The organism is Streptomyces sp. R41 (genome assembly GCF_041053055.1).
Lineage (GTDB): Bacteria > Actinomycetota > Actinomycetes > Streptomycetales > Streptomycetaceae > Streptomyces.
In genome coordinates, this window is sequence record NZ_CP163443.1 from 7,285,447 (window position 1) to 7,307,367 (window position 21,921).

Annotated in this window: 21 protein-coding genes, 1 pseudogene and 1 riboswitch; of the genes and pseudogenes, 14 read left to right on the forward strand and 8 right to left on the reverse strand. The window is 69.4% G+C overall.

Translation table 11 applies throughout. The features are described from left to right. Positions 1 to 79: 79 nt before the first annotated feature. Entirely contained in the window at positions 80 to 688 is a 609-nt protein-coding gene (locus AB5J53_RS33310) for an ADP-ribosyltransferase (RefSeq protein WP_369249311.1), read from the forward strand. A 190-nt stretch (positions 689 to 878) separates the two neighbouring features. Here the strand turns inward: AB5J53_RS33310 and AB5J53_RS33315 are convergent, their stop codons facing one another. Next, the gene (locus AB5J53_RS33315) at positions 879 to 1,517 is read right to left on the reverse strand and encodes an N-acetyltransferase family protein (protein ID WP_369249312.1); all 639 of its coding nucleotides are present in this window, start codon (positions 1,515 to 1,517) and stop codon (positions 879 to 881) included. An 81-nt stretch (positions 1,518 to 1,598) separates the two neighbouring features. Here AB5J53_RS33315 and AB5J53_RS33320 point away from each other — a divergent pair, with 81 nt between their 5' ends. Together AB5J53_RS33320 and AB5J53_RS33325 are read left to right on the forward strand one after the other, a co-directional pair. Next, on the forward strand, positions 1,599 to 2,513 hold the full coding sequence (locus AB5J53_RS33320) for a MerR family transcriptional regulator (protein WP_369249313.1): 915 nt from the start codon (positions 1,599 to 1,601) through the stop codon (positions 2,511 to 2,513). A 48-nt stretch (positions 2,514 to 2,561) separates the two neighbouring features. Beyond that, complete coding sequence (locus tag AB5J53_RS33325; RefSeq protein WP_369249314.1) at positions 2,562 to 2,774, forward strand: EF-hand domain-containing protein; 213 nt, start codon at positions 2,562 to 2,564, stop codon at positions 2,772 to 2,774. 69 nt (positions 2,775 to 2,843) lie between these two features. Here the strand turns inward: AB5J53_RS33325 and AB5J53_RS33330 are convergent, their stop codons facing one another. Beyond that, entirely contained in the window at positions 2,844 to 3,764 is a 921-nt protein-coding gene (locus AB5J53_RS33330) for an AraC family transcriptional regulator (RefSeq protein ID WP_369249315.1), read from the reverse strand. Positions 3,765 to 3,865: 101 nt separating this feature from the next. On the opposite strand from AB5J53_RS33330, the gene AB5J53_RS33335 reads away from it, so the two are divergent. Continuing rightward, on the forward strand, positions 3,866 to 4,861 hold the full coding sequence (locus AB5J53_RS33335; protein ID WP_369249316.1) for a zinc-dependent alcohol dehydrogenase family protein: 996 nt from the start codon (positions 3,866 to 3,868) through the stop codon (positions 4,859 to 4,861). Positions 4,862 to 4,939: 78 nt separating this feature from the next. After that, positions 4,940 to 5,623: pseudogene (locus AB5J53_RS33340) on the forward strand (NADPH-dependent F420 reductase); the annotation flags it as partial. A gap of 11 nt (positions 5,624 to 5,634) precedes the next feature. Here the strand turns inward: AB5J53_RS33340 and AB5J53_RS33345 are convergent. Further along, positions 5,635 to 6,183: an MOSC domain-containing protein gene (locus tag AB5J53_RS33345; protein WP_369249317.1), complete on the reverse strand. Its 549-nt coding sequence runs from the start codon at positions 6,181 to 6,183 to the stop codon at positions 5,635 to 5,637. 38 nt (positions 6,184 to 6,221) lie between these two features. Between AB5J53_RS33345 and AB5J53_RS33350 the strand changes: the two genes are divergently transcribed. Then, complete coding sequence (locus AB5J53_RS33350; RefSeq protein ID WP_369249318.1) at positions 6,222 to 6,896, forward strand: HAD-IA family hydrolase; 675 nt, start codon at positions 6,222 to 6,224, stop codon at positions 6,894 to 6,896. Here AB5J53_RS33350 and AB5J53_RS33355 read toward each other — a convergent pair. The 5 genes from AB5J53_RS33355 to gcvT all read right to left on the reverse strand — a co-directional run bounded on the left by AB5J53_RS33355 (position 6,870) and on the right by gcvT (position 12,006). Then, complete coding sequence (locus tag AB5J53_RS33355; RefSeq protein WP_369249319.1) at positions 6,870 to 7,427, reverse strand: glycoside hydrolase family 25 protein; 558 nt, start codon at positions 7,425 to 7,427, stop codon at positions 6,870 to 6,872. The genes AB5J53_RS33350 and AB5J53_RS33355 overlap by 27 nt on opposite strands. A 213-nt stretch (positions 7,428 to 7,640) precedes the next feature. After that, complete coding sequence (locus AB5J53_RS33360) at positions 7,641 to 9,008, reverse strand: L-serine ammonia-lyase (protein WP_369249320.1); 1,368 nt, start codon at positions 9,006 to 9,008, stop codon at positions 7,641 to 7,643. 106 nt (positions 9,009 to 9,114) lie between these two features. Then, positions 9,115 to 10,377 (reverse strand): serine hydroxymethyltransferase, encoded by a 1,263-nt coding sequence (gene glyA / locus AB5J53_RS33365; protein ID WP_369249321.1) that lies wholly within the window; start codon positions 10,375 to 10,377, stop codon positions 9,115 to 9,117. Positions 10,378 to 10,390: 13 nt separating this feature from the next. After that, a complete protein-coding gene (gene gcvH, locus AB5J53_RS33370; protein ID WP_369249322.1) occupies positions 10,391 to 10,768 on the reverse strand; it encodes a glycine cleavage system protein GcvH in 378 nt (125 codons plus the stop codon). A 119-nt stretch (positions 10,769 to 10,887) separates the two neighbouring features. Further along, on the reverse strand, positions 10,888 to 12,006 hold the full coding sequence (gcvT, locus tag AB5J53_RS33375; protein WP_369249323.1) for a glycine cleavage system aminomethyltransferase GcvT: 1,119 nt from the start codon (positions 12,004 to 12,006) through the stop codon (positions 10,888 to 10,890). Between the two features lie 148 nt (positions 12,007 to 12,154). Beyond that, positions 12,155 to 12,257: riboswitch (glycine riboswitch) on the reverse strand. A gap of 168 nt (positions 12,258 to 12,425) precedes the next feature. Here gcvT and AB5J53_RS33380 point away from each other — a divergent pair. The 8 genes from AB5J53_RS33380 (at position 12,426) to AB5J53_RS33415 (ending at position 21,882) form a co-directional block, all read left to right on the forward strand. Beyond that, positions 12,426 to 13,100 carry an AAA family ATPase gene (locus AB5J53_RS33380; protein WP_369252623.1) on the forward strand — a complete coding sequence of 225 codons (675 nt, stop codon included), beginning with the start codon at positions 12,426 to 12,428 and terminating at the stop codon, positions 13,098 to 13,100. Positions 13,101 to 13,229: 129 nt separating this feature from the next. Next, positions 13,230 to 14,006: an enhanced serine sensitivity protein SseB gene (locus tag AB5J53_RS33385; RefSeq protein WP_369249324.1), complete on the forward strand. Its 777-nt coding sequence runs from the start codon at positions 13,230 to 13,232 to the stop codon at positions 14,004 to 14,006. A gap of 160 nt (positions 14,007 to 14,166) precedes the next feature. Beyond that, the gene (locus tag AB5J53_RS33390) at positions 14,167 to 14,967 is read left to right on the forward strand and encodes an enhanced serine sensitivity protein SseB C-terminal domain-containing protein (RefSeq protein ID WP_369249325.1); all 801 of its coding nucleotides are present in this window, start codon (positions 14,167 to 14,169) and stop codon (positions 14,965 to 14,967) included. A gap of 465 nt (positions 14,968 to 15,432) precedes the next feature. Continuing rightward, positions 15,433 to 16,431 (forward strand): ABC transporter permease, encoded by a 999-nt coding sequence (locus AB5J53_RS33395; RefSeq protein ID WP_369249326.1) that lies wholly within the window; start codon positions 15,433 to 15,435, stop codon positions 16,429 to 16,431. 38 nt (positions 16,432 to 16,469) lie between these two features. Beyond that, positions 16,470 to 18,242, forward strand: coding sequence for an ABC transporter substrate-binding protein (locus tag AB5J53_RS33400; protein ID WP_369249327.1), 1,773 nt, complete (start codon positions 16,470 to 16,472; stop codon positions 18,240 to 18,242). A gap of 72 nt (positions 18,243 to 18,314) precedes the next feature. Continuing rightward, on the forward strand, positions 18,315 to 19,322 hold the full coding sequence (locus AB5J53_RS33405) for an ABC transporter permease (RefSeq protein ID WP_369249328.1): 1,008 nt from the start codon (positions 18,315 to 18,317) through the stop codon (positions 19,320 to 19,322). Beyond that, positions 19,319 to 20,416: an ABC transporter ATP-binding protein gene (locus AB5J53_RS33410; RefSeq protein WP_369249329.1), complete on the forward strand. Its 1,098-nt coding sequence runs from the start codon at positions 19,319 to 19,321 to the stop codon at positions 20,414 to 20,416. The genes AB5J53_RS33405 and AB5J53_RS33410 overlap by 4 nt, the downstream gene beginning before the upstream one ends. Then, positions 20,413 to 21,882 carry an ABC transporter ATP-binding protein gene (locus AB5J53_RS33415; protein ID WP_369249330.1) on the forward strand — a complete coding sequence of 490 codons (1,470 nt, stop codon included), beginning with the start codon at positions 20,413 to 20,415 and terminating at the stop codon, positions 21,880 to 21,882. Before AB5J53_RS33410 ends, AB5J53_RS33415 begins: the two co-directional genes overlap by 4 nt. Positions 21,883 to 21,921 lie beyond the last annotated feature (39 nt).

Here is a 21,921-nt window from a genome sequence, read left to right on the forward strand (position 1 = left end):
TTGACATCCGTGGGGTGACACGCCGCCGTACGGGTGATGATCCCCGACCCGCCGCCGAGGAACCGCGATCGTGCTTCCCATGATCACAACTCGCCTGCGGCGGCGGGCCGCTGCCGTCGTCCTCTGTCTCGGGGCCGTCTTCGCGACGTCCGCCGCGACCCCCGCCGCTCCCGCCCCGGCGACGGCCACCAAGGCGGCAGCGCCCGCCTGTCCCCAGTTCGCCGACCCGGTCAAGGCGGCCGCCGACCGCCGCGTGGACGTCGAACGCATCACCCCTGCCCCGGTCTGGCGCAAGACCTGCGGCACGCTCTACCGCAGCGACGGCCGCGGCCCGGCGACGGTCTTCGAGCAGGGCTTCTACCCCAAGGACGTCGTCGACGGGCAGTACGACATCGAGAAGTACGTCCTCGTCAACCAGCCCTCGCCGTACGTGTCGACGACGTACGACCACGACCTGTACAAGACCTGGTACAAGTCCGGCTACAACTACTACATCGACGCGCCCGGCGGTGTGGACGTCAACAAGACCATCGGCGACACCCACAAGTGGGCCGACCAGGTCGAGGTCGCCTTCCCGGGCGGCATCGCGCGCCAGTACATCATCGGCGTCTGCCCGGTCGACAAGAAGACCAAGACCGAGATCATGAGCGACTGCGAGAGCAACCCGAACTACGAGCCCTGGCACTGACTTCTAGGGCCTGTCCGGCGGATCATGTCGGAGACGCGGGGCTTGGCACGCCCATCTGCGGCGTTGTCGTCGGTTGCCGACGCTCCGCGTCGTCGCCCTCCTCCGCCTTGCAGCTGGACGCACCAAGCCCCGCTCACCTGTGCTTATGAGGCGCCGCAGCTCTCCTCCGACCTGATCCGCCGGACAGGCCCTAGCGGGCGATGAGCAGCGCCTCCGACCCCACCGGACGGTAACCGGCCGCCTGGAACGCCCGCATACTGCGGGCGTTCCCCGGTGAGATCTGGGCCCACACAGGTTCGCCCCCGCTCAGCTGCCGGGCGGCCGAGACGAGCGCACGCCCCAGCCCCCGGTGCCGTACGTCCTCGTCGACCTCGACCGCGACCTCCAGCCGGCCCGCGACCCCACGCCCCATCACGAGTACGCCGCCCTCGGTGGCCCACACCCGCACGTCGTCGCGGCGCCTGCGGGAACTGACGACCCGAGGATGGCCGGGGTCGTGGATCTCCTTCAGCTCGAGTGGCGGCTCGCCGGGGAGCGGGGAGCCGACCGTGAGCACGTCGATGGTGTCGCTCGACCGCCCCGTACGCTCCATCAGCGCCGCGAGGAACCGCGCGTTCATCGGCGCGGCGAGCGCGTCGCAGTCGACGGAGCCCAGCGCCTCGCGCACCCACAGGGGATCCTCGTCGGTGAAGACGACGGAATGAGCGGTGAAGGCGATGACTCCCGCGTCCCGGTGGGAATGCTGACGCACGACGGTGGTGGAGCCGTCGGGAGGCGGAAAGACACCACGGGCCGCCGCATCCAGAATGTCCCGCAGAGTGTCAGCCACGACCGCGCCCCCGCACCTCGAGTCCCCACGTGGAGTGCTCACCTTGAGTCTCCACCCACTGGAAGGCCCAGACTCCCAGACATGATCGACGACGGCACCGGACTTTTCACCATCGGAGAGCTGTCCCGGAGCACCGGCCTGTCCGTCCGCACCATCCGCTACTGGTCGGACGAGGGCGCCCTGCCCCCGGTGACCCGCTCCTCGGGCGGCTACCGCCTGTACGACGCGGCGTCCGTCGCCCGCCTGGAGCTGATCCGCACCCTGCGCGAGCTGGGCCTGGGCCTGGACGACGTACGCAAAGTGCTGGCGGGCGAGACGACGGTCGCGGAGGTGGCGGCCGCGCACGTGGTGGCGCTGGACGCACAGATCCGTTCCTTGAAGGTGACCCGGGCGGTGCTGTCGACCGTGGCGCGACGCGGTTCCACCGCGGAGGAGATGACACTCATGAACAAGCTGGCGCGGCTGTCGGCCGCGGAGCGCAAGCGCATCGCCGACGACTTCATGGAAGAGACCTTCGGGGGCCTCGACACCGCGGACCCCGACATCCGCACCCGGATGCGGTTCGGTCTCGCCGAGCTGCCCGAGGACCCCACGCCCGAGCAGGTGGACGCCTGGGTGGAGCTGGCCGAGCTGTTGCAGGACAAGGGCTTTCGCGCGCGCATGCGGAAGATGATCGAGTTCAACGCGGCGGACCGGGGCCCGGACGTGCCGGCCGGCACCTCCCTGTGGTTCATGAGCCGCCTGGTGCAGCTCGCGGGCGAGGCGCTGGAACAGGACATCGCCCCTGAGTCGCCCGGGGCCGAGGAGGTACTGCGCCAGCTGCTCGGCAACGCCGACCGCGCGGCCGTACTGGAACGCCTTCAGTCCGCGGCGCACGTCGAGATGGCCCGCTTCCGGGAGCTGAACGCGCTGGTCCGCGGCCTGGAGCCGCTGTCCGCACACCGCGAGGAGTTCGCCTGGGTGGTCGCCGCACTGCGCGCTCAGCTCGCCCGTTAATCTGACCTCCGTACACATGGCAGTAATGCACTACGAAGGGGCGGATCGGTGGCGGACATCGAGGAAGCACGCAAGCAGTTCGAGCGGATCGATACGGACGGTGACGGTTTCATCACCGCTGCCGAGTTCAAGACCGCCCTCGCCCAGGGCGGCGACTGGAACGTCACCGAGTCGGTGGCGGAGGCCATCATCGCCAGCCGCGACCTCAATGGCGACAAGGTCCTCTCGTTCGACGAGTTCTGGACCCACCTGAACAAGTGACACACGCGAAGGGGCGCCCACCGGTGATCCGGCGGGCGCCCCTTCGTCGTACAGTGCGGGCGGCGCTCATCAGGCGCGTCTGCGGTACTGCCCCGGCGCCACCCCGTACTCCCGTTTGAACGCCTTGGCGAAGGCGAACTCCGACGTGTAGCCGGTGCGTTGGGCCACCAGGCGCAGGGGGATGTCGTCGGTGCGGAGCAGGCGGCCCGCGGTCGTCATGCGCCACCAGGTGAGGTACGTGAGCGGGGGCTCGCCCACCAGCGTGGTGAACCTTCGGGCGAAGGCCGCGCGGGAGAGGCCGCCGAGGGCGCCGAGTTCCTCGACCGTCCAGGGGTGGGACGGGGCGCCGTGGACGGCACGCAGGGCCGCCGCGACCGCCGGGTCGGCGAGGGCGGCCGACCAGCCGGTGGGATGCCCGGAGCCGTGCCGCTCGCGCTGCCACCAGGCGCGCAGGATGTACAGCAGGAGCGTGTCGAGGAGCGAGGTGACGATCGTGTCGGAGCCCGGCTGGGGCTCTTCCAGCTCCATGCCGAGGAGTTCGACCGCGCCCCGCAGCGAGCGGTGGGCGCCGACGCGGGCGGGGAGGTGGACCACCTCGGGCAGCTCGGACAGCAGCGGATGCGCGCGGGCCCGGTCCAACTGGTAGGCCCCGCAGAGCAGAACGGTCGACGCGCCCGTCAACGGTCGTGGAGACGGCGGAGGTTCGGGCCACGTACCGTCCGGCCGCAGCCGTACGTCCTCCAGCGGTACGTCCACGTCGCTGGCCAGCGCGTGACCGCGGCCGTGCGCCATGAACGCCACGTCGCCCGGGCCGAGCGCCACCGGCTCCCCCTCCGCGGGAAGCAGCCACGCCGAGCCCTGCAGCACCACATGGAACCCGGCCCCGTCCGAGGACTCGAAGCGCATTCCCCAGGGCGCGTACTTGTCCTGGCGTCTGGAGTGCGGGCGCCCGGTGCGCATCGTGGCGATGGCGTCGCTGAGTACGTCCATGCCCATACGGTAGCGCGCCGGCATCGCGGCGAGACGAACGGACAGGAAAGCGAGACTGGCAGGCATGGATCGTCTCGCACCGTGCTCCTAGCGTCATGGGTATGTCATCCACCACTTCACGCACTGTGCTCTTTCACGAACTCGGCGGCCCGGACGTCCTGAAGACCGAGGACGTCGAGGTGCCCGCCCCCGGCCCCGGCGAAGTCCTCGTACGCGTCGAGGCGTTGGGCCTCAACCGCGCCGAGGCCCTGTTCCGCGCGGGGACGTACTACTACCAGCCCACCCTGCCCGCCTCGCGGCTCGGCTACGAGGCGTCCGGCACCGTCGAGGCGGTCGGCGACGGCGTCACCGAATTCGCCGTGGGCGACCCCGTGACGACCGGACCCGGCATCGAGATGAGCGCCCAGGGCGTGTACGCGGAACGCGTCGTGCTGCCCGACACGGCGGTCGTGCCGCGCCCGGAGACGGTGGACGCGGTCACCGGCGCGGCGGCGTGGCTGACGTACACGACGGCGTACGGCGCGCTCCTCGAGACCGCGGGGCTGAAGCCCGGCGACCATGTCCTGATCACCGGCGCGTCCAGCGGTGTCGGCACCGCCGCGATCCAGGTCGCCCGCCGCATCGGCGCGATTCCGCTCGCCACCACCCGGACCGAGGCGAAGAAGCGCCGGCTCCTCGATCTCGGGGCGGAGCATGTGATCGTCTCCGACGACGAGGACGTGGCGAAGGAGACCCGGCGGCTCACCGGCGGACCCGGCGCCGAGGTGATCTTCGACGCGATCGGCGGCCCGGGCTTCCGCCCGCTGGGCGAGGCGCTCGCGGAGGGCGGTGCGATGCTCGTCTACGGCTGGCTCGATCAGCGACCGGCCGAGCTCCCCTGGAACTGGCCGCTCACCATCCACACGTACGCCAATTTCGCCCTGACCTCGACGCCGGCAGGCCGCCGCCGGTCCACGGCCTTCCTGAACGCGGGCCTGCGCGACGGCGGATTCCGGCCACCGGTCGCCGAGGTCTTCGAGGGGCTCGACCGCATCCGGGACGCCCACCGTCTGATGGAGAGCAACGCGCACTTCGGCAAGATCGTGGTGAAACCCTGATGACGGTCACCCGAATGCCGTGCACCCCGGAATAGCGAGTCCGCCCCCGGGGTTGGTGAGCCCCATCAGGAGCATCAACCCCGGAAGGGCGTGTCTCTCATGAAGATCGGCATCATCGGCGCGGGCAACATCGGCGGCAACCTCACCCGGCGGCTCACCGGCCTCGGTCACGACGTCTCCGTCGCCAATTCCCGCGGTCCCCACACACTCACCGCGCTCGCCGAGGAGACCGGGGCGACACCCGTCAAGGTCGAGGACGCGGCACGCGGCGCCGAGCTCGTCGTGATCACGGTCCCGGTGAAGGCGGTCCCGAACCTGCCGTCCGGGCTGCTCGACGAGGCGGCGGACGGCGTCGCCGTCATCGACACCGGCAACTACTACCCCCAGCAGCGCGACGGAAAGATCGCCGCGATCGAGGACGAGGGCCTCACCGAGAGCCGCTGGACGGCCCAGCAGATCGGCCACACCGTCATCAAGGCCTTCAACGGCACCTACGCCCAGGACATCCTGGACCGCCCGCGCCCGGCCGGCGCCCCCGACCGCATGGCCCTCCCGGTCGCCGGCGACGACGAGGCCGCCAAGCGCGTCGTCCGCGCCCTCATCGACGACCTCGGCTTCGACACCGTCGACGCCGGCGGCCTCGACGACTCCTGGCGCCAGCAGCCCGGCACCCCGGTCTACGGCCTCCAGGAGGGCCTCGACGCGGTGACCAAGGCCCTCGCCGAGGCACCCCGGGAACGCTCGGCCGACTTCCGAGCCTGAGGCCCGACCCGCTAGACGATCCGCAGAGGCTGGTGCGGCCCGTCCGGCAACTCGACCCTGACCGAGTCCCCGGGCCGCACCACACCGCCTTCCCGTACGACACTCATGACACCGGACTTGTAGACGACGCCGCCGTCACCCCCGTCCTCCCTCCCGACGACCTGCTTGAGCAGCCCCTTCTGGAAGTTGTCGATCTGCGCGCACGGATTCCGCAGCCCGGTGATCTCGAGAACGGCCTCGTCCCCGAGGCGTATCAGCGCCCCGACCGGCAGCCCCAGCAGATCGACCCCCCGCGTGGTGACGTTCTCCCCGAGCTCCCCGGGAGCGACGGCGAAGCCGGCCTCGCGCAGTTCGTCGAACAGCTCCTCGTGCATGAGGTGCACCTGCCGCAGATTCACCTGCGAAGGATCCTTCTCCATCCGGAACCGGTGCTTCACCGTCGCCCCGGCATGCACGTCCCCCTCCACTCCGAGCCCGGCGAGCAGCCTGATGCTCTCCCGGTTCGGCTTGGTGAACGAGTACGTCCCATTGCTGCTGACCGCGGTGACGGTCCCACCCATGTCCTGCTCCCCGCTCGGCTGATGGCATGATCACGTCCGTGACCAGCGAAATCGTAAGGCCCGTTGCCGGAAAGTACGTCCTGTTCGACGTCGACGGAACGCTGATCGACGCGGTGGACAACCAACGCCGGGTCTGGGGAACGTGGGCGACGCGCTACGGCCTCGACCCCGACGAGGTCCACCGCGTGGCGTTGCGCACCCGCCCCCTGGAGACCTTCGCGACCGTCGCTCCGGACCGCGACCCGGGGGAGTGCCTGGCCGCCCTGCACGAGCTGGAGGACGAGGACGTACGCTCCGGCGTCTACTCGGCCTTCGATGGCGCCGCGGAGCTGCTCGCCGCGCTGCCGCCCCGGAGCTGGGCGCTGGTCACGTCGAACTACGAGCACCGGGTGCGCGGCCGGTTCGCCCGGACCGGTCTGCCCGCTGCGGAGGTGCTCGTCGATGCCGCCGCCGTCGAGGAGGGCAAGCCGTCGCCGGTGCCCTACCTGCTGGCGGCGAAGCTTCTCGGCGCCGAGCTGGCGGACTGTCTCGTGGTGGAGGACGCGCCGTCGGGAGTGGAGGCCGGGCTGCGGGCCGGTATGACAGTGTGGGGAGTCAACGCCCCCGAAGTGGACGGCGTCCACCGCCACTTCGGGAGTCTGCGCGAGGCGGTACCCGAGATCCTGGCCTTCGCGGCCGGGGAGCGCTCAGTCGCCGGCCGCCCAGTCGACTAGCGCGGCCTTGCTCGCGAAGTCGGCGACGTCCTTGTCCAGGGGGTCGTCGGTGTACTGGTGGAAGCGCCACTTCGCCTGGATGCGGGGCTTGCCCGCGGTCACATAGTCGGCGATCCACAGGCCGTCGCCCGCGTACGAGGTGGTGTCGACGTTCAGCCAGTAGTTGCGGTTGGTGTAGAGCACGACGCGGTGATCGGGCCGGAGTTCCTTCACCTTGCGGATGAAGCGGTCCTTCTCGGCGTTGCTGGCGTGGGTGCCGTCGCCGGTCGTCTCCCAGTCGACGGCGAGCAGGTCGCCCGCCTTCTCCGGGGCCTTGCCGACGAAGTACTCGGCCTGGGCGGTGATGTTGCCGGGCCACAGGAAGTGGTAGAAGCCGACCACGCAGTCGGCGTCGCGGGCCGTCTTCACCTGGGCGGTCAGCTTCGGGTTGACGTACGAGCGGCCCTCCGTCGCCTTGATGAAGACGAAGGAGAGGCCGTCGGTGTCGTACGAAGAGGATTGGTACGCGCTCACGTCGATGCCGCGCAGCATGGGACTCCCTGAAGTGCTGGTGGGGGGAACAGGAGTTGTGGTTGATTCCTGCCCCACCCTGGCACGGGTGATCCCCGCCGGCGGCGGGAACCTCAGCCGCTGGTGGCCACCGACCCCAGCGCCGCCGCGGCTTCGCCGACCAGTCCGAGGTGATCACGCTCCCCAAGGGGAACATCAACCTCCGCTCTGCGGAGGGAAGTTCAGCACGAGGGTTCAGCACTCGATGATGTTGACCGCCAGCCCGCCCCGCGCCGTCTCCTTGTACTTGACGCTCATGTCGGCGCCGGTCTCCTTCATGGTCTTGATGACCTTGTCGAGGGAGACCTTGTGGGAGCCGTCGCCGCGCATGGCCATCTTGGCGGCGGTCACGGCCTTCACGGACGCCATGCCGTTGCGCTCGATGCAGGGGATCTGGACGAGGCCGCCGACCGGGTCGCAGGTCAGGCCGAGATTGTGCTCCATGCCGATCTCGGCGGCGTTCTCGACCTGCTCGGGGCTGCCGCCCAGGACCTCGGCGAGGGCGCCGGCGGCCATCGAGCAGGCGGAGCCGACCTCGCCCTGGCAGCCGACCTCGGCGCCGGAGATGGAGGCGTTCTCCTTGAAGAGCATGCCGATGGCGCCCGCGGCCAGCAGGAAGCGGACCACGCCGTCCTCGTCGGCGCCCGGCACGAAGTTGATGTAGTAGTGCAGGACCGCCGGGATGATGCCCGCGGCGCCGTTGGTGGGGGCGGTGACCACACGGCCGCCCGCCGCGTTCTCCTCGTTCACGGCCATCGCGTAGAGCGTGATCCACTCCATCGCGTGGGCCAGCGGGTCGCCCTCGGCGCGCATCTGGCGGGCCGAGACGGCGGCGCGGCGGCGGACCTTGAGGCCGCCCGGCAGGATGCCCTCGCGGGACATGCCGCGCGAGACGCACGCCTGCATCACGTGCCAGATCGCGAGGAGGCCCTCGCGGATCTCCTCCTCGGTGCGCCAGGCCCGCTCGTTCTCCAGCATCAGGGCCGAGATCGACAGGCCCGTCTCGCGGGTCAGCCGCAGCAGCTCGTCGCCCGTGCGGAAGGGGTACTTCAGGACCGTGTCGTCCAGCTTGATGCGGTCCTCGCCGACGGCGTCCTCGTCGACCACGAAGCCGCCGCCCACGGAGTAGTACGTCTTCTCCAGCACGAGCTCACCGGAGGCGTCGTACGCGAAGATCGTCATGCCGTTGGCGTGGTACGGCAGCGCCTTGCGGCGGTGCAGGATCAGGTCGTCGTCGAAGGAGAAGTCGATCTCGTGCTCGCCGAGCAGGTTGATCCGCCCCGAGGACTTGATCTGCTCGACCCGCTCGTCGGCGCCCTCCACGTCGACCGTCCGCGGTGACGCGCCCTCCAGGCCGAGCAGCACGGCTTTGGGGGTGCCGTGCCCGTGCCCGGTCGCGCCCAGGGAGCCGTACAGCTCGGCGCGTATGGAGGTCACAGGGGCCAGCAGCCCCTCGTTGCGCAGCCGCCGGGCGAACATGCGTGCCGCGCGCATCGGGCCCACCGTGTGGGAGCTGGACGGGCCGATGCCGATCGAGAACAGGTCGAAGACCGAGATGGCCACGGGGACTCCTCAAAGCGGGGGTGGTGCAAGGGGTGGCGCAGGGGGCGGGCGCCGCGCACACCTCCAGTGTGCGCGGCGCCGCGAAGAATCGTACGTTCCGTACGAATTACTTCAGGCCGGGGTACAGCGGGTGCTTGTCGGCCAGAGCGGACACGCGGGCCTTGAGGGCCTCGGCGTCGTACGACGGCTTCAGCGTCTCGGCGATGATGTCCGCGACCTCGGTGAAGTCCTCGGCCGTGAAGCCGCGGGTGGCGAGGGCGGGCGTGCCGATGCGCAGGCCGGAGGTGACCATCGGCGGGCGCGGGTCGTTCGGGATGGCGTTGCGGTTGACCGTGATGCCGACTTCGTGGAGGCGGTCCTCGGCCTGCTGCCCGTCCAGCTCGGAGTTGCGCAGGTCGACCAGGACCAGGTGCACGTCCGTGCCCCCGGACAGGACGTCCACGCCGACGGCCTTGACGTCGTCCTGGACCAGGCGCTCGGCCAGGATCCGTGCGCCGTCGAGCGTGCGCTGCTGGCGCTCCTTGAAGTCGTCCGAGGCGGCGACCTTGAAGGAGACGGCCTTCGCGGCGATCACGTGCTCCAGCGGGCCGCCCTGCTGACCCGGGAAGACCGCGGAGTTGATCTTCTTGGCCAGCTCGGCCGTCGAGAGGATCACGCCGCCGCGCGGGCCGCCCAGCGTCTTGTGGGTGGTGGTCGTGACGACGTGGGCGTGCGGCACCGGGTTCGGGTGCAGGCCCGCCGCCACCAGGCCGGCGAAGTGCGCCATATCGACCATGAGGTACGCGCCGACCTCGTCCGCGATCCGGCGGAACTCGGCGAAGTCCAGCTGTCGCGGGTACGCCGACCAGCCGGCCACGATCAGCTTCGGCTTGGACTCCTTGGCGAGGCGCTCGACCTCGGCCATGTCGACCTGGCCGGTCTGGTCGTCCACGTGGTAGGCGACCACGTTGTAGAGCTTGCCGGAGAAGTTGATCTTCATACCGTGGGTCAGGTGCCCGCCGTGCGCGAGGTTCAGGCCCATGATGGTGTCGCCCGGCTTGAGCAGCGCGAACATCGCGGCGGCGTTGGCCTGGGCGCCCGAGTGGGGCTGCACGTTGGCGTGCTCGGCGCCGAAGAGCGCCTTGACGCGGTCGATGGCGATCTGCTCGACCACGTCGACGTGCTCGCAGCCGCCGTAGTAGCGGCGGCCCGGGTAGCCCTCGGCGTACTTGTTGGTCAGGACCGAGCCCTGGGCCTCCATGACCGCGACCGGAGCGAAGTTCTCCGAGGCGATCATCTCCAGGGTGGACTGCTGGCGGTGCAGCTCGGCGTCGACGGCGGCGGCGACGTCCGGGTCCAGCTCGTGCAGGGGCGTGTTCAGAAGCGACATGTTCTACGACCTCTCAGCCGGCGGAAAAGGCGGTGTACTCGTCGGCGGAGAGCAGGTCGGCCGGCTCCTGTGCGACGCGCACCTTGAACAGCCAGCCGCCCTCGAAGGGCGCGGAGTTCACCAGCGACGGGTCGTTGACCACGTCTTCGTTGATCTCGGTGATCTCGCCGTTGACCGGGGAGTACAGGTCGCTGACCGACTTCGTCGACTCCAGTTCGCCGCAGGACTCACCCGCGGTCACCGTGGAACCGACCTCCGGAAGCTGGGCGTAGACGACATCGCCGAGCGCGTTGGCCGCGAACTCGGTGATGCCGACCGTCGAGACGCCGTCCTCGGCGACCGACAGCCACTCGTGCTCCTTGCTGTAGCGCAGCTGCTGGGGGTTGCTCATGGCCTGAATTCTCCTGTACGCGGGGGAGTGCTGGTGAATGGGGGACTGCTGGACCTGCTGGTGAGCAGGGAAGAAGTGCGCGGTGTCGCTTTTGGTTACTTCTGGACCGCGCTCAGTCTCTACTTCTGGCGCTTGTAGAAGGGCAGCGCCACGACCTCGTACGGCTCGTGGCTGCCCCGGATGTCCACACCGACCCCGGCCGTGCCCGGAGCGGCGTGCGCGGCGTCGACGTACGCCATCGCGATCGGCTTGCCCAGCGTGGGGGAGGGGGCGCCGGAGGTGATCTCGCCGATCACCTTGCCCTCGGCGACGACCTGGTACCCGGCGCGCGGGACGCGACGGCCCTCGGCGATCAGGCCGACGAGCACCCGCGGCGGGTTCTCGGCGGCGCGCTCGGCGGCGGCCTCCAGGGCGCTGCGCCCCACGAAGTCGCCCTCCTTCTCGAACTTCACGACCCGCCCGAGCCCCGCGTCGAAGGGGGTGAGCGAGGTGTTCAGCTCATGCCCGTACAGCGGCATGCCCGCCTCCAGGCGCAGCGTGTCACGGCAGGACAGGCCGCAGGGGACGAGCCCGACCGGGGCGCCCGCCTCGGTCAGCGCCTGCCACAGCTTCTCGGCGTCCGAAGGGGACACGAACAGCTCGAAGCCGTCCTCGCCGGTGTAGCCGGTGCGCGCGATCAGCGCCGGGACGCCCGCGACCGTGCCGGGCAGACCGGCGTAGTACTTGAGGCCGTCCAGATCGGCGTCGGTGAGCGACTTGAGGATGCCGGGGGACTCGGGGCCCTGCACGGCGATCAGCGCGTACGCGTCACGGTCGTCGCGCACGAGAGCGTCGAAGCCCGCGGACCGCTCCACCAGGGCGTCCAGCACGATCTGCGCGTTGGAGGCGTTGGCGACGATCATGTATTCGGTGTCGGCCAGCCGGTACACGATCAGGTCGTCGAGAATGCCGCCGTCCGCCTGGCAGATCATGGTGTAGCGGGCGCGGCCGACGCCGACGGAGGCGATGTTGCCCACGAGGGCGTGGTTCAGGAGCTCGGCCGCCTGCGGGCCGGTGACGGTGATCTCGCCCATGTGCGAGAGGTCGAAGAGACCGGCCTTCGTACGGACGGCGAGGTGCTCGTCGCGCTCGGAGCCGTAGCGCAGGGGCATGTCCCAGCCTGCGAAGTCGGTCATCGTCGCGCCGAGCGAACGATGCAGGGCATCGAGCGCGGTGTGACGGGGTGCGTTGCTGCTCATCGGTTGGGGCTCCCAAGGCATGACGGCGAGGTCGTTCCTCCCCATCTGTCATCGGAACCTGAGAGGTTCATCACGACCCCGCGAAACGGTGGTCCTGACTTGCACCTTGGGTGGAGCCACTGGTCAGCGGCCCGCTTTTCAGATGTGCCTCGCCCGCGCGGTAACGGGGCCTGAGAGATTCAAGGGAGGGACTTGCTCCTTCGGCGCCCCGGCACGTCGTACGTGACCGGGAACTCTCCCGCGCGGATTCAAGCGGCCGGTATGCAGTTGGCGGGCACATCATTGCACGCGCCGTCCGATCCCGGCAGTCCGCATCTGTAACCCGCCTGTGGCAGTCCGAATACGGAAACAAGAAGCACCGCGCATTACCTTCTCTTTACACTCGACGGGGATGGGACTCCAGACCCAAGGGGAGGACGATCACGGTGAACAGGACCACGGCGTACGCGACGACCTCGGGCATCGCGCTGCCCAAGCAGCCCGGCGCCCCGGCCCGGGAGGCGTGCGGCCCGCTCCCGACGGCCGTCGTCCGCGACCTCAGGGACCGCGCGGGACACAGCCCGCACGGGCTGCACTTCGGGGCGCTCGACCTCGTCGTGGTCACCGGACTGCCCGGCAGCGGCAAGTCGACGCTGATGCGCCGGGCCGTCACGGGGGCGCGCATCGACTCCCAGGACACCCGCGACCGCTGGGACGGCCGGATGGCCCGCTGGCTGCCGTACGCGGTCTACCGCCCCCTCGTCCGACTCGCGCACTACGCGGGGCTGCGCCGCGCCCTGCGTTCCGGCGCCGGAGTCGTCGTGCACGACTGCGGTACGCAGGCCTGGGTGCGCCGCTGGCTCGCCCGCGAGGCCCGGCGGCGGGGCGGCGCGCTGCATCTGCTGCTGCTCGACGTCACGCCGGGAGCCGCCCTCGAGGGTCAGCGTGAGCGCGGCCGCGGCGTCTCGCGGTACGCGTTCGCGCGCCACCGCGGCGCGGTCACCCGGCTGCTGCGCTCCGTCGAGAAGGGCGACCTGCCGGAGGGCTGCGGCTCGGCGGTCCTCATCGACCGGGACGCGGCGGACGTGCTGCGCCGGATCGACTTCGGCCGCTGAAGGACCCTACGAGCCGACGACTCAAAGGTCGTACGAAACAGGCGTGCGAGATGGTCGCATGAGCCTACTAACCTTGCCAGCCGGAACACCGGAGCACCCGAACAGCGGTTCACAGCAGGCGGTAGACAGATGGACTTCCCCGACTTCCCGGCACAGGCGCACCCCCATCCGCACGGCGGATGGCCAGGCAACGAACTGGAGGAGGTGCTGTCGGCCTCCCTCGGCGTGCCTTCGGCCGGCGCCCGCATCGTCGAGGTCCTCGGCCGCAGCTTCGTCTGGGTGCCCCTGCCGAACGGGGGCGGCCCGCGGAGCGGCCCGCTCGACCTTCCCACGCTGGAGATCGAGGGCCAGGCGTACGTCCCCGTCTTCAGCTCCGAGGAGCAGTTCCGCCAGGTCACCGGCGGCCACATGTCGTACACGATCGCGCCCGCCGTCGAGTTCGCCCGCGGTCTGCCCCCGCAGGTCGGCATCGCGGTGAACCCGGATGGCGTGGTCGGCGTACCGCTGCCGCCGCTCGCCGTCGCCGAGCTGTGCCGGGCCGGGCGGACCCCGCTGGACGGGCCCGCGAGCGGCGGCCGGGTGCGGCTGTTCGAGCCCGACTGGCAGGAGGACCCGGTGGACTTCCTGTCTGCCGCCTCGGCCGAGTTCGCCGAGACCGGCGTCGTGCTGACCGCCCGCCGCTGCCTGGCCGCCATCGAGACCGCCGACCCGGTCATGTTCATCGGCGTCGAACTCTCCCAGTGGGAGGGGGACCTGCGGACGCTGCCCATGGAGGCGCTGGGCCGCGCACTGGGCAGGGCCGAGGTGAAATGGCCGGTGAACCTCGTCCTCCTGGACGTGGCCCAGGACCCGGTGGGCGAATGGATGCGCGCCCAGGTGCGGCCCTTCTATCAGCAGGCCCACTAGGAGCGCCCCGAAAGGGGCGCGGGGAACTGCGCGACCAGCCACGAGCGACCCGCACTCGCGTGTCGACAACAAGCCCCGGGCTCTTGGGCGGTTGTTGTCGGCCGAGCCACCTAAGCTGGTTTCATATCCAGGGGCCAGGATTCTCGAAGGGCGGTAAAGGGTGAGCGCGAGCGGCACGGCGGCGGCCGGGCAGGTCGAGCACATGCTGCGCCAGGTGACGCCCGGGCGCTACGACGCCTACGAGGCGCTCCTTCGCGCGCTCGCGACCCCGTCGTCCGGCCAGGTCTGGATGCTGCTCTGGCACGGCCAGGCCGGTTCCCCGGACGCCCAGTACGGGAACATGGAGGTCGACGGCTTCGGGTACGCGCCCTGTGTCACCTCCGCCCAGGAGCTCTCGGCCAGCGGCTGGAACCGTTCGTACGAGGTCGTCGACGGCCTAGACGTCGCCCGCACCCTGTACCCCGACCACTTCGGCCTCTGGCTCAACCCGCACGCCCCGGGAGGTGGCGTCGGCATCCCCTGGCTGGACCTGCGCCGCATCGCCACCGGACTGGAGCGCCAGCCCTCGGGCCCGCTCCGGCTCTCCGAACCGGGCATCGAGATCCCGCAGTTCTACGCGCTCCTCTCGCAGAACGCGCACCGCACCTCGGCCGTGCGCTCGCTGCGCCGCGCCTGGGTGCAGCCCGCGCTCGGGGCGCCGTATCTGGCCATCGGCCTTGACGTGTACGACACGTCGCCGCCCGCCGTCGACTCGGTGCGCGCGATGATGCAGCAGTCCATCAGCGCGGTCCCGGACGGGCTGCCCGTCTCGACCGTCGCGATGTCCGACGAGTACGACCCGGTGGCGATGTGGCTGCGGGCCAACGCCCGGCCGTTCTACGACCGCGAGGCGCACGCGGCTCCGGCGCAGGCACCGATGGCGGGCGGCTACGGCTATCCGCCGGCCCGCGGCGGCTACTGACCGGGGACCGGGGCCGGGGGAGCCCGGATCGGGCCCGGCTGTCATCATGACCTCGTACGGCCGTGTCGCGCCGCCCGCGCCTCGCGGCTGACCTGCGCGGGAGTGGACGTACGGGCTGGATGTCCGCTTTGAGGACGACATACGCCGGAAGGGTGCCTCGTGGGGCCTTTCGACCCAACTGCCCCCTGTCCGGCCCGCGTTACCCACTGTTCGGATAACGGAATCCCCTTAACCGCATCACGGTTGCGCATACTTTCTCCATCAGACCTGGCACGTGATCGTGCGGGCACTGAAGACTCCCCTGTCAGACATGGGGTCATCGATCCTGTGAGCGAGTGCAAGTCGAAGGATCAGCCGGGAAACCACTCCGCACCATCTGCGGTCCCTCCCGGCATGCAAGTGAACCAAGCCGCAGACAGCGGCGGGCGTAGGCCGGTCACCACCGGTCAGAGGGGTCGGGTCACTGTGACCGCACCGATCGAGACCACCGGGGCGGCAACGGAAGCACAGCCTGAGGCCGTGCTTGCCGGAGTCGACAAGGGGCAGATCGAGGGCCGTTCCCTGGGACAGATCGCCTGGACGCGCTTCAAGCGCGACAAGGTGGCGGTCGCCGGCGGTGTCATTGTCGTGCTGCTCATCCTGGTGGCCGTGCTCGCGCGGCCCATCCAGGCGATGTTCGGGCTGGACCCGAACGCGTTCCACCAGGATCTGATCGATCCCAACACCTCGCTCCCCAAGGGCGACCTTGGCGGGATGAGCGCCGATCACCCGCTGGGTGTCGACCCGAAGTTCGGGCGCGACATCGCCACCCGCATCCTGGAGGGCTCCTGGGTGTCGCTGGTGGTCGCCTTCGGCGCCACGATCCTGTCGAACGTGATCGGCGCGATCATGGGCGTCGTCGCGGGTTACTACGGCGGCCGGGTCGACTCGATCATCAGCCGCCTGATGGACACCTTCCTCGCCTTCCCCCTCCTGCTCTTCGCCATCTCCATCTCCGCCACCCTGCAGGGCGGCGCGTTCGGCCTCGAAGGGCTCCCGCTCCACCTGAGCGTGCTGATCTTCGTCATCGGCTTCTTCAACTGGCCCTACCTGGGCCGGATCGTCCGCGGCCAGACGCTCGCCCTGCGCGAGCGGGAATTCGTGGACGCCTCCCGGGGCATGGGCGCCAAGGGCCCGTACATCCTCTTCCGGGAGCTGCTGCCCAACCTGGTCGGCCCGATCATCGTCTACTCGACGCTGCTCATCCCGACCAACATCCTCTTCGAGGCGTCCCTGAGCTTCCTGGGGGTCGGCATCCAGCCCCCGCAGGCGTCCTGGGGCGGCATGCTCAGGGAGGCGGTCACCTTCTACGAGGTCGATCCGCAGTACATGATCGTGCCTGGCCTCGCCATCTTCGTGACCGTGCTGGCGTTCAACTTGCTCGGCGACGGTCTCCGCGACGCTCTCGACCCGCGCAGCCGCTGAGTCCGGCCGCGAACCGAGAGCCCATCAAGTTTCCGACAATGGAGGGGAACCCGACCATCATGCGAAGGTCAGCGCTGGCCGCAGTTGCGGCCATCGGCTCCGTGAGCCTGCTTCTCGCAGGCTGCAGCAAGGCCGATGACAACAAGAACGACGACAACACCAAATCAGCTGGGGCCAACGCAGCGACCAAGGATGTCGTCAACGCCTCCACGAAGAAGGGGGGCACGGTCACTTACGAGCTGTCCGATGTCCCGGACTCCTTCGACCCCGGCAACACGTACTACGCGTACATGTACAACTTCAGCCGGCTGTACGCCCGCCCGCTGATGACGTTCCAGCCCGGCGCCGGGGAGAAGGGCAACACCCTCGTCCCGGACCTCGCCGCGAGCAAGGGCGTTCCGAGCGACGGCGGCAAGACCTGGACGTACAAGCTGCGTACGGGCCTGAAGTACCAGGACGGCTCGGCGATCACGTCGAAGGACGTCAAGTACGCCGTCGAGCGCTCGAACTTCGCGCGTGACGTGCTCTCCCTCGGCCCGAACTACTTCCAGCAGTTCATGGCCGGCGGCGACAAGTACAAGGGCCCCTACAAGGACAAGAGCGCCAAGGGCCTGTCGTCGATCGAGACGCCGGACGACACCACCGTCGTCTTCCACCTGAACCAGGCCTTCCAGGAGTTCGACTACCTGGTCGCGGCGCCGCAGACGGCTCCGGTGCCCCAGGCGAAGGACAAGGGCGTCGACTACGTCAAGAACATCGTCTCCTCGGGTTCCTACAAGTTCCAGAGCTACTCCGAGGGCAAGCAGGCCGTCCTCGTCCGCAACGAGAACTGGGACGCGAAGACCGACCCGCTGCGCAAGCAGTACCCGGACAAGATCGTCGTCAACCTGAAGGTCAACGCCGAGACGATCGACAAGGACGTCCTGGCCGGCGACGCGATCGACCTCGGTGGTACGGGTGTCCAGGCCGCGACCCAGGCCCAGGTGCTCGCCTCCGCCGACAAGAAGGCGGGCACGGACAACACCTACGGTGGCCGTCTCGTCTACATGGCGATCAACACCAAGGTGAAGCCGTTCGACAAGGTCGAGTGCCGCAAGGCCGTGCAGTACGCGATCGACAAGGTCTCGGTGCAGACCGCCGAGGGCGGCCCGATCCGCGGTGACATCGCCTCCACCGTTCTCCCGCCGGACATCCCGGGCTACGAGAAGTCGGACGTCTACGCGTCCACCGGCAGCAAGGGCGACGCGGCCAAGGCCAAGGAGCAGCTGAAGGCCTGCGGCAAGTCGAAGATCAGCACGAACATCTCGGCGCGCAGCGACCGCCCGCAGGAGATCGACGCGGCCACCGCGATCATCAACTCGCTGAAGAAGGTCGGCATCAACGCCAGCCTGAAGCAGTACCCGTCGGGCAAGTACTTCACCGACTACGCCGGTGTCCCGAAGTTCACCGAGAAGAACAACATCGGTCTGATCATGATGCAGTGGGGTGCCGACTGGCCGTCCGGCTACGGCTTCCTGCAGCAGATCCTGAACGGCAAGGCGATCAGCCAGTCGGGCAACACGAACCTGTCGCAGTACGACAACAAGGACGTGAACGCTCTCCTGGCGAAGGCGATCGGCACTCAGGACACCACTGAGCGCAACAGCCTCTACACCCAGATCGACAAGCAGACCATGGACGACGCCGTCCTCGTCCCGCTGACCTACTTCAAGGTGCTGCTGGCCCGCCCGCAGAACGCCACCAACGTGGTCTCCACGGCGGCCTTCAGCGGTCAGTACGACTACCTCAACATCGGCACCACGAAGAAGTAGCAGCCCCGGAAGGCAGGTGAAGGCATTGGTGCCCGCGGGCTTCGCGGCCCGCGGGCACCAGCGCCGATCCCCGTGATCTCGTACATCCTCCGTCGGACGGTAGCGGCAGTGATCCTGCTGCTGGTCGTCTCCGCGGTCACCTTCGCCATCTTCTTCCTGCTGCCACGGATGGCCGGCCAGACCGCCGACCAGTTGGCGCAGCAGTACATCGGGAAGAGTCCGTCGAAGGCCGACATCCTCGCGGTCAAGCACAACCTCGGTCTGGACCAGCCCCTGTACGTCCAGTACTGGCACTTCATCAAGGGGATCGTGGGCGGCGCCACCTACAACCTGGGCCCCACCACGGTGCACTGCGACGCACCCTGCTTCGGTTACTCCTTCAAGGACCACGTGGCGGTCTGGCCGGAGCTCACCTCCCGTCTTCCGATCACCCTCTCGCTGGCCGGGGGCGCCGCCGTGCTGTGGCTGATCTCGGGTGTGACGGTCGGTGTGATCTCCGCGCTGAAGCCGCGCTCGTTCTTCGACCGCAGCTTCATGGGCGTCGCGCTCGCCGGTGTCTCGCTGCCCATGTTCTTCACGGGCAACCTGGCGCTCCTCCTCTTCACCTACCAGTGGCCGATCTTCGGCCGCACCTACGTCCCGTTCACCGAGAACCCCGCGCAGTGGGCCAACACGCTCTTCCCCGCGTGGTGTTCACTCGCGCTCCTGTACTCCGCCATCTACGCGCGGCTCACCCGCTCGGGCATGCTGGAGACGATGAACGAGGACTTCATCCGCACGGCCCGAGCCAAGGGACTGCGGGAGCGCAACGTGGTGGTCCGGCACGGACTGCGCGCTGCGCTCACCCCGATCATCACGGTCTTCGGCATGGACCTCGGCCTGTTGCTCGGCGGCGCCGTGATCACCGAGACCGTGTTCTCGCTGCACGGCATCGGCGAGTACGCGGTGGATGGCATCACCGACAACGACCTGCCCAAGATCCTCGGCGTGACCCTGCTCGCCGCCTTCTTCGTAGTGATCGCAAATCTCCTGGTGGACCTGCTGTACGCCGCCGCCGACCCGCGGGTGAGGCTCTCGTGACCGAACTGTCCAAGACCGGCGCCGCGGTCGGCGAGCCCGTCTCCGCCCCGTCGGACGCGCCGAGCGCCTTCCTCGAAGTGCGCGACCTCAAGGTGCACTTCCCGACCGACGACGGTCTGGTCAAGTCCGTCGACGGGCTCAGCTTCTCGGTGGAGAAGGGCAAGACCCTCTCCATCGTGGGCGAGTCGGGCTCCGGCAAGTCCGTCACCTCGCTGGCGATCATGGGCCTGCACCGGCTCGGCGCGCGCGGCAAGAACGTCCAGATGTCCGGCGAGATCTGGCTGGGCGGCAAGGAACTGGTGAACGCCGACCCGGACGAGGTGCGCAAGCTCCGCGGCCGCGAGATGGCGATGATCTTCCAGGACCCGCTCTCGGCGATGCACCCGTACTACACGATCGGCAACCAGATCGTGGAGGCGTACCGCGTCCACCACAAGGTCGACAAGAAGACCGCGCGCAAGCGGGCCATCGAGATGCTCGACCGGGTCGGTATCCCCGAGCCCGCCAAGCGCGCCGACAGCTACCCGCACGAGTTCTCCGGCGGTATGCGGCAGCGCGCGATGATCGCGATGGCGTTGGTCAACAACCCCGAGCTGCTCATCGCCGACGAGCCGACGACCGCCCTCGACGTCACCGTCCAGGCGCAGATCCTCGACCTCATCCGGGATCTGCAGAAGGAGTTCGGCTCCGCGGTCGTCCTCATCACCCACGACCTCGGCGTGGTCGCCGAGATCGCCGACGAGGTCCTGGTGATGTACGGCGGCCGGTGCGCGGAGCGCGGTCCGGTCGACACGATCTTCGAGCAGCCGCAGCACCCGTACACCTGGGGTCTGCTCGGCTCGATGCCCCGCATCGACCGGGAGACCTCCGACCGGCTCATCCCGGTCAAGGGCCAGCCGCCGAGCCTCATCAACGTCCCTTCGGGCTGCGCCTTCCACCCGCGCTGCCCGTACGCGGACCTGCCCAAGGGCGATGTCACCCGTACCGTGCGCCCCGAACTGCAGCTGGTCGGCAGCGGGCACTACACCGCCTGCCACCTCTCGCAGGAGGACCGTACGCGGATCTGGACCGAAGAGATTGCGCCGAAGCTGTGAGTGAGACAAAGAAAACGGACGCCGCCGACGCGGTCATCCCGCAGCAGGCAGCGGCCGCCGAGGACCGCGCGGACTCCGCGAAGGGTTCGGACGAGCGCGAGGTCCTGCTCCGGGTGCAGGGGCTGAAGAAGCACTTCCCCATCCGCAAGGGTGTCCTCCAGCGCCAGGTCGCCGCGGTCAAGGCGGTCGACGGCATCGACTTCGAGGTCCGCAAGGGCGAAACCCTGGGCGTCGTCGGCGAGTCCGGCTGCGGCAAGTCGACCATGGGCCGGGTCATCACCCGCCTCCAGGACCCGACCGGCGGCACCATCGAGTTCGAGGGCCAGGACATCACCTCGCTCAGCGCGGGGAAGATGCGCCCGCTGCGCCGGGACATCCAGATGATCTTCCAGGACCCGTACGGGTCGCTGAACCCCCGGCACACCATCGGCTCGATCGTCTCGGCGCCCTTCCGGCTCCAGGGCGTGGAGCCCGAGGGCGGCGTGAAGAAGGAGGTCCAGCGGCTCCTGGAGCTGGTGGGCCTGAGCCCCGAGCACTACAACCGCTACCCGCACGAGTTCTCCGGCGGTCAGCGCCAGCGCATCGGCATCGCCCGCGCGCTCGCCCTGAAGCCGAAGCTGGTCGTGGCGGACGAGCCGGTCTCCGCGCTGGACGTGTCGATCCAGGCGCAGGTCGTGAACCTGATGGACGACCTGCAGTCCGAGCTCGGTCTGACGTACGTGATCATCGCGCACGACCTCTCCGTCGTACGCCATGTCTCGGACCGCATCGCGGTGATGTACCTCGGCAAGATCGTCGAACTCGCCGACCGCACCTCGCTGTACGAGGCGCCGATGCACCCGTACACCAAGGCCCTGATGTCGGCCGTGCCGGTGCCGGACCCCAAGCGCCGGGGCACCAAGAGCGAGCGGATCCTGCTCAAGGGCGATGTGCCCTCGCCGATCTCGCCGCCGAGCGGCTGCCGCTTCCACACGCGGTGCTGGAAGGCCACGGAGATCTGCAAGACGACCGAGCCCCTGCTGCTTGAGCTGAAGCCCGGTCAGCAGGTCGCCTGCCACCACCCGGAGAACGCCGAGGACCAGGCGCCCCAGGACACGGTGCTGCTGTCGGCGGCGAAGGAGGCGGTGGAGCTGGTGCTTCCGGCGCAGTCTTCTGCGAAGGAGCCCGAGGCGTCCGAGGAGACTGCGGAGCCGGAGGCTGCTGAGCCGGAGGTCTCGGAGGCGGCTGCCGACGACGAGACGCCTGCCGACGAGGAGGCACCTGCCGAGGCCGAAGCCGAGGAGGCCGACGCCTCCGCCGAAGCGGAGACCGAAGCCGAGGAGGCCGACGCCTCCGCCGAAGCGGAGACCGAAGCCGAGGAGGCCGACGCCTCCGCCGAAGCCGGGGAAGCGTCCGCCGAGGCCGAAGCCCCCGAGGCGAAGGCCGACGCCGCGGAAGCTGATCGTCAGGAGTCAACCGGCAAGTAGGCCATGACGACTTGGCAAAGTCATGAACATGCTCGTACG

Coding starts and splice junctions, on each gene's coding strand:
- AB5J53_RS33310 (WP_369249311.1), top strand. CDS start 80: ATGATCACAACTCGCCTGCGGCGGCGGGCCGCTGCCGTCGTCCTCTGT.
- AB5J53_RS33320 (WP_369249313.1), top strand. CDS start 1,599: ATGATCGACGACGGCACCGGACTTTTCACCATCGGAGAGCTGTCCCGG.
- AB5J53_RS33330 (WP_369249315.1), bottom strand. CDS start 3,764: ATGGACGTACTCAGCGACGCCATCGCCACGATGCGCACCGGGCGCCCG.
- AB5J53_RS33335 (WP_369249316.1), top strand. CDS start 3,866: ATGTCATCCACCACTTCACGCACTGTGCTCTTTCACGAACTCGGCGGC.
- AB5J53_RS33345 (WP_369249317.1), bottom strand. CDS start 6,183: ATGGGTGGGACCGTCACCGCGGTCAGCAGCAATGGGACGTACTCGTTC.
- AB5J53_RS33355 (WP_369249319.1), bottom strand. CDS start 7,427: ATGCTGCGCGGCATCGACGTGAGCGCGTACCAATCCTCTTCGTACGAC.
- glyA (WP_369249321.1), bottom strand. CDS start 10,377: ATGTCGCTTCTGAACACGCCCCTGCACGAGCTGGACCCGGACGTCGCC.
- gcvH (WP_369249322.1), bottom strand. CDS start 10,768: ATGAGCAACCCCCAGCAGCTGCGCTACAGCAAGGAGCACGAGTGGCTG.
- gcvT (WP_369249323.1), bottom strand. CDS start 12,006: ATGAGCAGCAACGCACCCCGTCACACCGCGCTCGATGCCCTGCATCGT.
- AB5J53_RS33385 (WP_369249324.1), top strand. CDS start 13,230: ATGGACTTCCCCGACTTCCCGGCACAGGCGCACCCCCATCCGCACGGC.
- AB5J53_RS33400 (WP_369249327.1), top strand. CDS start 16,470: ATGGAGGGGAACCCGACCATCATGCGAAGGTCAGCGCTGGCCGCAGTT.